We start from the raw sequence: 13,037 nt of genomic DNA on the forward strand, positions 1-13,037 counted from the left end.
CCCGCCGGGCCTGCGCGCAGTGGGTCAGGCGGGGGTGTTCTCGGCGATGAACGCCTCGAGCGCCTCACGGGCCTGCTCGTCGGGCAGCTGCACCGAGGGCGACTTCATGAAGTAGGCGCTGGCCGACTCGACCGGGCCGCCGAGACCGGCGTCGAGGGCGATCTTCGCGGCGCGCACGGCGTCGATGATGACCCCGGCGGAGTTCGGCGAATCCCACACCTCGAGCTTGTACTCCAGGCTCATCGGGGCGCCGCCGAAACCGTGGCCCTCGAGCCGCACGAACGCGAACTTGCGGTCGTCGAGCCACGGCACGTGGTCGCTCGGGCCGATGTGCACGTCGCGGGCGGGCAGGTCGACGTCGATGTTGCTGGTGACCGACTGGGTCTTCGAGATCTTCTTCGAGGCCAGACGGCGGCGCTCGAGCATGTTCTTGAAGTCCATGTTGCCGCCGACGTTCAGCTGGTACGTGTGGTCGAGCGCGATGCCGCGGCTCTCCAGCAGGCGGGCCAGCACGCGGTGGGTGATGGTCGCGCCGACCTGGCTCTTGATGTCGTCGCCGACGATCGGCAGCCCGGCCTCGGTGAACTTCGCGGCCCAGACCGGGTCGCTCGCGATGAAGACCGGAACGGCGTTGACGAAGGCGACCCCCGCATCCAGAGCGGCCTGGGCGTAGTGCTTGGCGGCGTCGTCCGACCCGACGGGCAGATAGCAGACGAGCACCTCGGCCCCGCTGTCGCGGAGGGCCGCGGCCACGTCGACCGGCTCTGCCGCCGACTCCTCGATCATCTCGACGTAGTACTCGCCGAGCCCGTCGAGGGTCGGCCCGCGCTGCACCAGCACGCCGGTGGGCGCCACGTCGGCGAACTTCAGCGTGTTGTTCTCGCTCGCCCAGATCGCGTCGGCGAGGTCGACCCCGACCTTGGCCGCGTCGACGTCGAAGGCGGCCACGAACTCGAGGTCGCCCACGTGGTAGGCACCGAACCGGGTGTGCATGAGCCCCGGCACGACCTCCGCCTCATCGGCGCCGGCGTAGTACGTGACGCCCTGGATGAGAGAGTTGGCGCAGTTCCCCACGCCCGCGATCGCGACCTTGATGCTCATTCGGCACAGCCCTGTCTGTCGTTGTCAAAACTCAACTATTCTACGGCCCGCGAAACAACTCCCGGTCGCTCACCGGATGCGTCTGGCCGCCGCTCAGGGTGAAGAGAAGGCCGTCGGCGGTGTCGGAGACGCTCAGCTGGCTCCGATGCGCGGCCATCGCCCGGGCCTTGGCGGCGGAGTCGACGAGGACGGTGACGACGTCGGCGCGGCCGTCATCAGGCGCGTTCGCACCGCTCTCCACCCGCGGTTCGACGATCGCGAAGAAGGGGATGCCGAGGGCCCTCGCCGCTGCCACACCGGCCTCGTGCATCCTGACGTGGTCGGGGTGCCCGTAGCCCCCGATGGCGTCGTAGCTGACGATCGCGGTGGCGTCGGGGGCGAGCGAGCGGATGCCGGCGAGCACGTCGGCGGTCACCTCGGCGAGCGGGGCGAGGCTCAATGCATCAGGTGCAGCGTCGTCGGCCGCCTCGGCGAGACCGTTGCTGCCCCAGCGCATGCTGGAATCGGAATACGACCGTTCCGGGAGCCCGGGGGCGCGCGCCGCGCCCCCGCCGAGGAAGGCGTGCAGCGGGCCGCCGAGCGCCTCGAGCGCCGCTGCAAGCTCGGTCTCGCGGTGCGGAGCGAGCGCATCCGTGCCTTCGAGCGGCTTCAGCTCGCCGGGCACCACCTCGCCGCGCTCGCCGCGGGTGCCGGTCAGGATGACGACCTCGGTGCCTCGGGAGCGCAGGGCCGCGATCGTTCCGCCCGTGGAGATCGACTCGTCATCCGGATGCGCGTGCAGGAAGACCGGTGCGGATCCGAAGCGCGCCAGCGCGGCGGTGTGCGTCTCGGACTGGGTCTCGGTCGGCGTCTCGGCCGGTGCGGCGGTCGGTGGCTCGGTCTGTGCCTGCGCCTGCGTCGCCGCCCGGTAGAGGCCGGCGATCGTGGCCGCGCTCGCTGCCCAGTCGTGGGCCTCGCCGAATCGGCGGGCGGACGTGGCGAGCGCCGCACGGCGGGAGGGATCGGTGAGCAGCGCGTCGATCGCCTCGGCCCACACCTCGGGATCGCGGGATTCGAGGAGAAGGCCGCTCACCCCGTCCTCGACCGACTCCGTGAGTCCGCTCGTCGCGGCGGCGACCACGGGGGTTCCGCTCGCGGCGGCCTCGAGCGCCACCATGCCGAAGGTCTCGGAGTGGGAGGGGACGAGCAGCAGGGCGGCCTCGCGGAGCAGTCGCGCGGCTTCCTCCCTCTCCTGCGCCGGGAGAAAGCTCACGTCGTCGGCGAGGCCGAGCTCGTCGACGCGGTCGCGGAGGCCCTGGGCGTAGGCATCGTGCCCGGGACTCGTCCCCCCCGCCACCAGCAGCCGAGGGCGGCGATGGGATGGGAGGGCGGCGAGGGCCTCGACGGCGAGATCCACACCCTTCAGGGGCTGGATGCGGGCGAGCACGAGGAGGGTGGCGTCGATCGGCCGGGCCTCCGCAGGCCGGGCCTCCGCCGGCCGGTTCTCCAGTGACGGGGCATCCGCCGTTTGGAACAGGGCCGTGTCGACCCCGGGGGCGACCGCGACCACCGTCTCGGGGGCCGGGCCGTAGGCATCCAGGATCGCGGCGCGCTCGGCCCCGGTGTGCGTGATGGTCAGGGCCGAGTCGCGCACGAGCATCCGCTCCCCCGCCAGCCGCTCGGCCGGCTCGGCGGAGTCGCCGGGGGCCAGCCGCTCGTTCTTCAGCGCAGCGACCGTGTGCAGGCTGAGCACGTGGGGCACGCCCCAGGTCGCGGCGAGCTCGATGCCGGCGAGGCCCGAGAGCCAGTAATGCGAGTGCACGAGGTCGAAGGGGCCGAGCTCCCGGGCCGCGGCCGCGAACTCGGGAGCGTGGGCGGCCAGCGCCGACTTCGGGAGCGGTGCGACCGGCCCGGCGGGCAGGAAGCGGACGGGCACGCCACCCGGGGTGCGTGCATCCGGAACCTCGTCGGGGGCGCCCGTGGCCCGGGTCAGCAGTTCGACCTCGACGCCCTGGGCGAGCAGCGCCTCGGCGAGGCCGACGACGAAGACGTTCATGCCACCGGCGTCGCCCGAGCCCGGCATCGCGAGCGGTGAGGTGTGGAAAGTCAGGAACGCGACACGAAAACTCACATCTGGTAGGCTACTCAGGTTGTCTTGTGCCCAGTGGAACTCTCCACGCGGGTGCGAGCACGATGCAGAACCCTCCTGTCACAGACCGTCTGTGACCGTTCAAGTCCGAAGGAGGTGGGTTTGTGACGCATCAGTACGAACTCATGGTCATCCTCGATCCCGAGATCGACGAGCGCACCGTGGCCCCCAGCCTCGACAAGTTCCTCAACGTCATCCGCAACGATGGCGGCACCGTGGACAAGGTCGACATCTGGGGCCGCCGTCGCCTGGCCTACGAGATCAACAAGAAGACCGAAGGCATCTACGCCGTGGTGAACCTCACCGCGAACGCCGACGCCACCAAGGAACTCGACCGTCAGCTGAAGCTGTCCGAGGCCGTCATGCGCACCAAGGTGCTGCGTGCGGAGGAAGCGATCGCCCAGGTCGCCGCCGCCTCGAAGCTCGCCGAGGAGAAGGCCGCCCGCAAGGCCGCCAACCCCAAGGCCGCTGCTGCTCCCGCGTCGACCGGAACCGCTGCCGCTCCCGCCGCTGCCGTCAAGGCCGCGTCGTCGAAGCCGGCTGCTGCGCCTGCCGCTGCTCCTGCCGCCGCTGCTCCTGCTGCTGCCCCCGCCAAGGCCGAGGCCGGCGAGTAGTCCGTCATGGCTGGCGAAACCGTCATCACCGTGGTGGGCAACCTCACCGCCGACCCTGAGCTGCGCTACACGCAGAACGGGCTCGCGGTCGCGAACTTCACGATCGCTTCGACCCCCCGCACCTTCGACCGCGCGTCGAACGACTGGAAGGACGGCGAAGCGCTGTTCCTCCGCGCGTCGGTCTGGCGCGAGTTCGCCGAGCACGTGGCCGGGTCGCTGACCAAGGGCATGCGGGTCATGGCGACCGGCCGTCTGCGTCAGCGTTCGTACGAGACGAAAGAGGGCGAGAAGCGCACCTCGATCGAGCTCGAGGTCGACGAGATCGGTCCTTCGCTCCGCTACGCGACCGCGCAGGTCACCCGTGCCACCAGTGGTGGCGCAGGCGGCGGCGGCTCCTTCGGGGGCGGCCAGCGCGGCGGCGGCCAGGTCGAGGAGCCGTGGGCGGCATCCGCTCCCGCCTCCTCGGGCGCGAACGGCGCCGGCGGCGACGTGTGGAACACTCCCGGCAGCTACGCCGACGACACCCCCTTCTAAACTTCTCTTCTTTCAGAACAGGAATCCCAACAATGGCTGGAAAGTCAAGCGGCGACCGCCGCAAGCCGCTCCGCGGCGCAAAGGGCGCGAAGAACGCCGCTCCCGCGAAGTCGATCCGCGTAGGCGTCATCGACTACAAGGACGTCGCGACCCTCCGCAAGTTCATCTCGGAGCGTGGAAAGATCCGCGCCCGCCGTATCACGGGAGTCTCCGTCCAGGAGCAGCGCCTCATCGCCCGTGCCGTCAAGAACGCCCGCGAAATGGCTCTTCTGCCTTACGCCGGCTCGGGCCGTTAAGGAGCAGAACCCATGTCGAAACTCATTCTCACCCACGAGGTGACCGGACTCGGGTCGGCCGGCGACGTCGTCGACGTCAAGAACGGCTTCGCCCGCAACTACCTCATCCCCAAGGGCTTCGCCGTCGCGTGGAGCCGTGGTGGCGAGAAGCAGGTCGAGCAGATCAAGGCCGCCCGCACCGCGCGCGAGCTCGCCACGATCGAAGAGGCCCAGCACATCAAGCAGTCGCTCGAGAACGCGACCGTCAAGCTCACCGTCAAGGCGGGCAAGGAGGGTCGTCTCTTCGGCTCGGTGAAGACCGCCGACATCGCTGACGCGGTGGCCGCGGCCGGCATCGGCTCGCTCGACAAGCGCAAGATCGAGATCCCGACGGCCATCAAGTCCGTCGGAACCCACGAGGCCACCGTGCGCCTGCGTGACGACCTCTCGGCCACGATCACCCTTCAGGTGGTCGCAGCAAAGTAGTCGCTTTTCCAGGGGGGTGTCAAGAGCTGTGAAGGCTCGTGACACCCCCCTTTTGCGTGCCTCGTGTCCCCAGTTTTGTACACAGGTACTGGGGAGAAATCCAAGCTTCAACCGGGGGTCGAAGGATGTCTCCACTCACAGAGTGTGGAAACGTCTTAGGGCTGGTCAGAGATGGTTTTCGCCTCATTGGCAACACGTTGTCCACAGGACAGTGCACAGAGAGTGCACATGGCGCCCGGCGTTTCGCGCAGATCGTCCACAGCGTTATCCACAGGCCGGTTTGTGGAGTGTCGGTGGTGCCTGATTGGGTGGCATGGCGGCAGTGAACGAACCGCTTTTCGCACGAGAATTCAGGAGAATACATGTCGATCGCCCACCTCGGTCTCGCGGGCGAACAGCGTCCCGAGCAGCGTGCGGGCGATCGCACTCCGCCGCACGACCTGCTCGCCGAGCAGAGCGCGCTGGGCGGCATGCTGCTGAGCAAGGATGCGGTGGCCGACGTCGTCGAGGTCATGCGCTCGGTCGATTTCTACATCCCGAAGCACGAGGTCATCTTCGAGGCGATCCTCAACCTCTACTCGCACGGTGAGCCGACCGACGTCATCGCCGTCACCGACGAGCTGACCAAGACCGGCGAGCTCACCCGTGCCGGTGGGGCCGAGTACCTGCACACGCTCACGGCCCTGGTGCCGACGGCGGCGAACGCCGGCTACTACGCCTCCATCGTGACCGAGAAGGCCGTGCTCCGGCGCCTGGTCGAGGCCGGCACGCGCATCGTGCAGATGGGCTACGCCAGCGAGGGCGAGGTCACCGACCTGGTCAACAACGCCCAGGCCGAGATCTACGCGGTGAACGGCGGGGTCGAGGCCGAAGACTACGTGCCGCTCACCGTGGCCGTCACGGCGGCCATCGACGAGATCGAGGCGGCGGCGGGCAAAGACGGTCAGATGACCGGTGTGCCGACCGGCTTCAGCGACCTCGACAACCTCACCAACGGTTTCCACCCGGGTCAGATGATCATCGTCGCGGCCCGCCCCGCGCTCGGTAAGTCGACGCTGGCCCTCGACTTCTGCCGCGCCGCGTCGATCAAGCACGACATGCCCTCGATCTTCTTCTCGCTCGAGATGGGGCGGTCGGAGATCGCGATGCGTCTGCTCTCGGCCGAGGCCTCGGTGCCCCTGCAGAGCATGCGCAAGGGGCGCATCGAGGGCCGTGACTGGACGACGCTCGCCTCGACCCGCGGTCGCATCAACGACTCGCCGCTCTACATCGACGACAGCCCCAACATGACCCTGGTCGAGATCCGCGCCAAGTGCCGTCGACTCAAGCAGAAGGTCGGGCTCAAGCTCGTCGTGATCGACTACCTGCAGCTGATGACCAGCGGCAAGAAGGTCGAGAGCCGGCAGCAGGAGGTCTCGGAGTTCTCGCGTGCGCTGAAGCTCATGGCCAAGGAGCTGCAGGTGCCGGTCATCGCGCTGTCGCAGCTGAACCGTGGCCCCGAGCAGCGGTCTGACAAGAAGCCCGCGATCAGCGACCTCCGTGAGTCGGGTTCGCTCGAGCAGGATGCGGACATGGTCATCCTCCTGCACCGCGAGGGCGCCTACGAGAAGGACAACCCGCGGGCCGGCGAGGCCGACTTCATCGTCGCCAAGCACCGCAACGGCCCGACCGCGACGATCACGGTCGGCTTCCACGGCCACTTCTCGCGCTTCGCGGACATGCCCCCGGCGTAGCCTGGCGCGATGACCTACTCGTCCAGCCCCGATCCCTCGGGTGCCGGAGCCACCGCGCGGCTGCTGTTCTGGCTGCGGGTGCCCTACGTGCTCGACGTGGTGCTGGTCGCCGTGGGCGTCGGCTACCTCGTCGCGGGCGACGGGGTCGGCTGGTGGGTGCTGCTGTTCGCGTTCCTCCGTGCGGTCATCGGCACCGTCGCCCTCTTCGTGATCGCTCCTCGGGTCATCGCCCGCCGTTCGGGCCGCGGCGCCGGTAGCGCTCCCGGCCCCGCGCCCGATCGCGACTAGCGGCAGACCGCGAGCGATTCCACCTCGGCGCCGAGCGTCGACGTGCCGCCGAAGATGGCCACGAACGTCGACCCGGTCGATCCGATGTCCAACAGAGCCGGTCGCGGAGCGCAGGTCCGTTGCACCACGTAGAGCGGCGTCTTCCACACCCCGGCGAAGGCGCCGGCGGCGAGGGCGTCGGGAAAGCTCTCCCCGCTCGCGACGAACACCTGGCCCCGCGGCTCGAGCGGCACGGGATTGTCCGCCACGTGCGCGACGAAGCCGGCCCTCGTGAGCGTGTATCGGTTCAGAGCGATCGACGTCTCGTAGCGGTTGCTCCCGCTCACCCGGTTCACGGCTATCCCGCGGGCGGCGAGCTGGCTCTCGATCCCGGCCGAGACCGAGGCGGGCCCGCCCGCGATGGTCACGGCCGTGTACCCCTTGCTCGCGATCAGGTTCAGGGTGACGTCGGGCAGAGCGGATGCCGCACCGTCGACGAGCAGCAGCGACCCGTCGCGGGCGGCCGCGGCGGGTGCCCCGGACAGCGCATCCGGGAAGTTCCCTCCCGCGGCGATGAACAGCGGAGAGGATGCACTGGCCCGATTGATCCGCGCGACCACGTTCCGGGATGCTTCGTACCGGTCCGCCCCGCTCACCCGTTCGACGGTGATCCCGCCCCCGCCGAGTGCTCCGAGTGCGGTGACGACGGCATCCGACACCGAGGCCGGGCCACCCACGACCACCACCCGCTTCGCCTGCAACCGGAGGATCTCGTCTCCGACCGCGCTCGGCAGCGCGGCGCCCGGCGTGAGGAGCAGGGGCGCCCTGTCGGCGATCGCACCCGGCCCGGCGCTCAGGGCGTCGGCGAACTTCTCGCCGCTCGCGAGGTACACGGTGTCGCTGCTGGCGTAGAACGTCGACACGGCCACCGCGGTCGCGTACCGATCCGCCCCCGCCACCCGCTGCACGCTCGGCTTCTCCCGCACGAAGAGGTTGCGCGTATACGACGACAGGGCGTAGTCGTCCCCGTAGTACTTGTTGGCCTGCTGCACGACGAACAGCCCGTTGAGCGTCGCGGACGGCGTACCGACGACCCGCGACGGATTGCCGCTGTCGACGGACATGCCGGCGGGAAGGACGTTGTTCCCCACGACGGAACTCACGTCGGCCGCTCCGTCGTCGTCGACGTCGATGGGCCCGAGCGGTTCGCCGACGTAGGCGAGCACGTCAGAGGTGTCGCCCGGCGTCGCGGGCACGTAGTCCCGAGCGATCCGCACGACTTCGCCCGTCGAGTACGAGGTGTACCAGATCGCCCCGTCCTGCCCGAGCGTGATGTCGCTCGGGTCGTCCGTCAGCGTGATGTCCGCGATGGCCGGCCGCCCCGGGATCCGGGACGCCACCGTGATCTTCTTCGCCCCGAACTGCGGGTACCAGATGTCCTGCCCGATGGCCACGACGTCGGTGATGCTCGCGCCGGACGTGCCGGGATACTCGAGGCCGGTCGGCACTCCGTCGTACGTGAATTTCACGAGCTTGCTGCCGGATGCGATGAAGACACCTCCGTCGCCGTCGCGGACAACCCCGGGATTCGGGATGTCGATCCGTTTGACTATCCGGTCCGCCGGTTCGATGACATAGACGGCACCGGCACTTCGGAAGCTGACCCACAGGCGCCCCTTGACCATCGACATCGCGGTCGGAGTGCCCCCGCCGACGGAGGGCGAGTAATTCTCCTGGTACGCGGTGAGGGGATCTCGGGTGACCAACCATCCTCGAGTTGCGCCCTCGACGGTGATCCACGGGCGCTCCCCATCCGCCATGGCTATCGACTTCGCGACGCCGCCGCGCTGAAGACTCCACCGAAGCGTGGACCCGTCAGACTTGGCCACGCCCCAGTAACCACTTCCCCCGCCAGTCCAGTACACCGATCCATTCGGACCGGGCGTGATCGAATCCGGAGCGATGTCTCCCTCGATGCCGATGTGGTTCATCCTCCCATCGGCGCTCATCCGGATGAGCCGACCGGTCCCAGATTCGATGATCCAAAACGCTCCATCGGTCGCCGTGACTATCTGAGTGGGAAGGGAGCTGCTTCCGCCCGGAAGGACGAATCTCGTCGTCGCGCCCGCGGCGGAGGCGGGAGACGATTGCGTCGCCGAAGCGACGAGCGTGGTGACGAGCAGGGCGGCCGCGACGAGGGCTGCGGCAAGGCGGGTGGGTGCGGGCATGAGGGCACGGTGCCATCGATGGACCACGGGGGGTTATGAGCAGTTGGTACTCAGGGCGCGCGACCCGGGGGTCAGGGCTCGGGGGTGGGGGCCTCGGCGGCCGCCCGGTAGACGTCGGCCACCCGACGGAGGAAGGTCTCGACGGTCGCCCGCTGCTCGGGGGTGAGGTCGGCCGCCAGGGCACCGATGCCCGTGATGACCGGCATGAGCTCGTCGATGGCCCGGTTGACCGAGGCGCGGGCCGGCACGACCACGATCTTGCGGCGGTCGCGCGGGTGGGGGTGGCGCTCCGCGTGCCCGAGGCCGACGAGCCGGTCGACCACCAGCGTGCTGGCCGCGGTCGTGACCTTGAGGCGGGTCGCGAGCTCGCTCGGGGTGAGCGGGCCCTCCTGGATGAGGTGCTCCATCGCCGCCAGATCCGTCGGGTTGACCGTCAGCACGGTCGCGAGCCGCCGCTCGAAGGCCCGGGAGTGCACCTCGATCTCGCGCAGCGTGTTGCCGATCGCGGTGACCTCCGCGCGCATCGACTCGTCGATCTCGTCACGGGACCACGGGGTCTCCTCCGAGTTGCGCGTGTCGGTCATGGATGACATGCTAAACCCATAGGTAGCTAAGTTGCTTAGTCAATTGATGAAGGCCCGACTGCCGAGAACGACGGAGATGGACAGAGCATGAGGCACATCGCCCGATTCGTGAGCGGACGAGGAACCGCGTGGATCACCCTCGGCCTCGCCGCCGTGGCAATCGCCCTGCTGTTCGGCCTCCTGCCCAAGGGCTCCAGCGACGCCTTCCCGCCCTCGGGCCTGCCGAGCGACAGCCAGGCCGCCCAGGTCTCGGCGGTGCTGGAGGAGTTCCCGAGCTCGGACACCACCGCCGCCATCCTGGTCTGGAGCCGCGACGGGGCACCGCTCACCGAGGCCGACCGCGCCGCCGTCACCGCGAACGCCGCCACGCTCGCCGAGCAGTCCATCGCCCCGCAGGCCGTTCGCCCCCAGTTCAGCGACGACGGCACGGCCGCCCTGGTCGCGGTGCCGCTGGACGCCGCGACCGTCGAGGGCGACGTCGAAGGCTCGGCCACGAGCATCCTCGATGCCGCCTCGGCAGACCTGCCGGACGGGCTCACCGCCCTCCTGACCGGCCCGGTGGGCTTCCAGGCCGACATCTCCAACGCCTTCGCCGGAGCCGACTTCCGCCTGCTCCTGGTGACCGTGATCGTCGTGGCGGTGCTCCTGATCATCACCTACCGCAGCCCCGTGCTCTGGATCGTGCCGCTGGCCGTCGTCGGCCTCGCGGACGGCCTGGCGCGGATCGTGGTGACCGCCCTGGCGGAGCCGCTCGGCATCACCATCGACGCCTCGATCGGCGGCATCCTCAGCGTGCTCGTCTTCGGCGCCGGCACGAACTACGCGCTGCTGCTCGTCGCCCGCTACCGCGAGGAGCTGACCCGGGAGGAGAACCGCCACCGCGCGATGCTCACCGCGGTGACCAGCGCCGGCCCCGCCATCGCCGCCAGCGGCGGCACGGTCGCCCTGAGTCTGCTCACCCTCCTGCTGGCCCAGCTCTCGGGCAACCGCGCGCTCGGCTTCGCCTGTGCGATCGGGGTGGTCATCGCCATCCTGTTCGCCCTGCTCGTGCTGCCGGCCGCGCTGGTGGTCTGCGGACGCGGCCTGTTCTGGCCCTTCGTGCCCCGGGCGCACACGGCCGACACACACCACGCCGAGCGCAAGCCCGGCCTCTGGATGCGCCTGGGTCGCGGGGTCTCCCGCCGGCCCGCGGCGGTCGCGATCGTCGCCACGGTCGCCATCGGCATCCTCGCCGTCGGACTCTCCGGCTTCCGGGTCGGCCTCTCCCAGACCGACCAGCTGCTCGGCGACCCCGATTCGGTGCGGGCTCAGGAGGTCGTGGACGCCTCCTTCTCTGCCGGACTCACCGGCCAGACGACCGTGCTGACCCCGGATGCGGTGGTCACCCAGGCGACGGCGCTCGCCGAGGAGACCGCGGGCGTCGACAGCGTCCGCGCCGGAGAGAGCAGCGGAGGACTCACCCGGCTGGACGTGGGTCTCGCCGCCGAACCGGAGAGCGACGCCGCCTTCGACACCATCCGGGCGCTCCGCACGGGCTACCAGGACGCCGGCGGCGACCTCGCCCGCACCCTGGTGGGCGGCAACGACGCGACCGCCCTGGACACGAACACCGCGGCCGCCGCGGACCAGGAGCTGATCATCCCGCTCATTCTCGGGATCGTCTTCCTGATCCTCCTGGTGCTGCTGCGCAGCCTCGTCGCGCCGGTGCTGCTGATCGCCAGCGTGCTCGCGACCTTCTTCGCCAGCCTCGGCGCCTCGAACGTGCTGTTCCAGAACCTGCTCGGCTTCCCGGCGTTCGACTCGAACACGGTGCTCTTCGCCTTCCTCTTCCTGGTGGCGCTCGGCGTCGACTACAACATCTTCCTCACGACCAGGGCGCGGGAGGAGGCGGCCCGGTACGGCACGCGGGAGGGGATGGTGCGCGCCCTCGCCTCGACCGGCGGCGTGATCACGAGCGCGGGCGTGCTGCTGGCGGCGGTGTTCGCGGTGCTCGGAGTGCTCCCGGTCGTCGCCCTGACCCAGATCGGCGTGATCGTCTGCATCGGTGTGCTGCTGGACACTCTGGTCGTACGCACCCTGCTCGTTCCCGCGCTGGTGTTCCTCCTCGGCGAGGCCTTCTGGTGGCCCTCGAAGCCGGCGGGCCGGGCACTCAGCAAGGCGTCGATAAACTAGGGGCACGAGCGCTAGCTGAATCGAGGCCCCCGGAGTGACCGACTCCCCCCGCACCACCACGCGGTCGCCCTACTGGGGCGTGCCCGTGGCCCGGGCGATCCCGTTCATCGTGACCGCGCTCGTGATCACCTTCGTCTCGAACCACTCCTCGCAGGTGGGCCTGCTCGCCTACGGCGTGTTCGCGATCGTCTCCGGCCTGATCGTCGCGGTGCTCTCCTGGCGCACCGTGCCCGAGCGGTCGCTGCGGGTGAACTTCCTGATCCAGGGCGTCTCGGGCGTCGTCTTCGGCGCCCTCGCCCTCGCGTTCAACGCCGGCGGGCTCGGCTTCCTCCTGTTCTGCGCCACGATGAACTCGGCGATCTGCGGCTTCCTCGAGCTCTACGCCGGGCTGCGCTCGACCAAGAACCCGGCCGGCCGCGACTGGGCCATCACGGGAGTGTTCACGATCGTGTTCGCGCTCGTCCTGATCTTCTTCCCCACCGACCCCGTCTTCGCCGTCGGGATGCTGGGCGCCTACGGCGCGGTCGTCGGCCTGTTCCTGGTCATCGCGGGGCTCTCCCTGCGCTGGGGAACGCATCCGTCACCCGCGACCGGGGCTGCACGCCCGGCGAGACCTGGAAAGGCATCGTGAACCAACCCTCGAGGCGCGATCGGCTGAAGCCGCTCGAACTGCTCGTCCTGTCTGCCGTCATGTCGCTGTTCGTCGGCCTGGTGGTGCTGTTCACCACCCGGGAACTGCTGCTGTCGGTGATCTTCTTCGGCGTCGCGTTCATCGTCTCGCTCGTGGTGCTCGCGATGTTCGCGCTGTCGATCAAGCCGAACGACCTCGAGCAGCACGAGATCGACGACGAGGACAAGCCCGCCGCGCACTGACGGCCCGCAGCACTGACGGCCCGCCTCGCACTGACGGCCCGC

12 protein-coding genes and 1 pseudogene are annotated in these 13,037 nt (G+C 69.7%); 9 read left to right on the forward strand and 4 right to left on the reverse strand.

Annotation, left to right across the window (positions count from 1 at the left end):
• Positions 1–24: 24 nt before the first annotated feature.
• Both AC59HU_RS16530 and AC59HU_RS16535 read right to left on the reverse strand, forming a co-directional pair.
• Positions 25–1,101 carry an inositol-3-phosphate synthase gene (locus AC59HU_RS16530; RefSeq protein WP_497224515.1) on the reverse strand — a complete coding sequence of 359 codons (1,077 nt, stop codon included), beginning with the start codon at positions 1,099–1,101 and terminating at the stop codon, positions 25–27.
• Positions 1,102–1,141: 40 nt separating this feature from the next.
• A complete protein-coding gene (locus tag AC59HU_RS16535) occupies positions 1,142–3,211 on the reverse strand; it encodes a glycosyltransferase (RefSeq protein ID WP_497224516.1) in 2,070 nt (689 codons plus the stop codon).
• Between the two features lie 143 nt (positions 3,212–3,354).
• Between AC59HU_RS16535 and rpsF the strand changes: the two are divergent.
• The 6 genes and pseudogenes from rpsF to AC59HU_RS16565 all read left to right on the forward strand — a co-directional run.
• A pseudogene (gene rpsF / locus AC59HU_RS16540) lies at positions 3,355–3,705 on the forward strand (30S ribosomal protein S6); the annotation flags it as partial.
• Between the two features lie 144 nt (positions 3,706–3,849).
• Entirely contained in the window at positions 3,850–4,377 is a 528-nt protein-coding gene (locus AC59HU_RS16545) for a single-stranded DNA-binding protein (RefSeq protein ID WP_497224517.1), read from the forward strand.
• Positions 4,378–4,409: 32 nt separating this feature from the next.
• On the forward strand, positions 4,410–4,673 hold the full coding sequence (gene rpsR, locus AC59HU_RS16550; RefSeq protein WP_022895757.1) for a 30S ribosomal protein S18: 264 nt from the start codon (positions 4,410–4,412) through the stop codon (positions 4,671–4,673).
• Positions 4,674–4,685: 12 nt separating this feature from the next.
• On the forward strand, positions 4,686–5,138 hold the full coding sequence (rplI, locus tag AC59HU_RS16555) for a 50S ribosomal protein L9 (RefSeq protein ID WP_497224518.1): 453 nt from the start codon (positions 4,686–4,688) through the stop codon (positions 5,136–5,138).
• A gap of 362 nt (positions 5,139–5,500) precedes the next feature.
• A complete protein-coding gene (gene dnaB, locus AC59HU_RS16560) occupies positions 5,501–6,871 on the forward strand; it encodes a replicative DNA helicase (protein ID WP_497224519.1) in 1,371 nt (456 codons plus the stop codon).
• A 9-nt stretch (positions 6,872–6,880) separates the two neighbouring features.
• On the forward strand, positions 6,881–7,159 hold the full coding sequence (locus AC59HU_RS16565; protein WP_497224520.1) for a hypothetical protein: 279 nt from the start codon (positions 6,881–6,883) through the stop codon (positions 7,157–7,159).
• Here the strand turns inward: AC59HU_RS16565 and AC59HU_RS16570 are convergent.
• Together AC59HU_RS16570 and AC59HU_RS16575 are read right to left on the reverse strand one after the other, a co-directional pair.
• Positions 7,156–8,667 carry a cell wall-binding repeat-containing protein gene (locus AC59HU_RS16570; protein WP_497224521.1) on the reverse strand — a complete coding sequence of 504 codons (1,512 nt, stop codon included), beginning with the start codon at positions 8,665–8,667 and terminating at the stop codon, positions 7,156–7,158. The genes AC59HU_RS16565 and AC59HU_RS16570 overlap by 4 nt on opposite strands.
• A gap of 770 nt (positions 8,668–9,437) precedes the next feature.
• On the reverse strand, positions 9,438–9,950 hold the full coding sequence (locus AC59HU_RS16575; RefSeq protein ID WP_497224522.1) for a MarR family winged helix-turn-helix transcriptional regulator: 513 nt from the start codon (positions 9,948–9,950) through the stop codon (positions 9,438–9,440).
• 87 nt (positions 9,951–10,037) lie between these two features.
• On the opposite strand from AC59HU_RS16575, the gene AC59HU_RS16580 reads away from it, so the two are divergent.
• From AC59HU_RS16580 to AC59HU_RS16590, 3 genes are read left to right on the forward strand one after another with little or no spacing between them, the layout of a single operon-like run.
• Positions 10,038–12,122: an MMPL family transporter gene (locus AC59HU_RS16580; RefSeq protein ID WP_497224523.1), complete on the forward strand. Its 2,085-nt coding sequence runs from the start codon at positions 10,038–10,040 to the stop codon at positions 12,120–12,122.
• Positions 12,123–12,156: 34 nt separating this feature from the next.
• Positions 12,157–12,753, forward strand: coding sequence for a DUF308 domain-containing protein (locus AC59HU_RS16585; protein WP_497224524.1), 597 nt, complete (start codon positions 12,157–12,159; stop codon positions 12,751–12,753).
• Complete coding sequence (locus AC59HU_RS16590) at positions 12,750–12,995, forward strand: hypothetical protein (RefSeq protein ID WP_497224525.1); 246 nt, start codon at positions 12,750–12,752, stop codon at positions 12,993–12,995. The genes AC59HU_RS16585 and AC59HU_RS16590 overlap by 4 nt, the downstream gene beginning before the upstream one ends.
• Positions 12,996–13,037 lie beyond the last annotated feature (42 nt).

The organism is Herbiconiux sp. 320_LB (assembly GCF_059691755.1).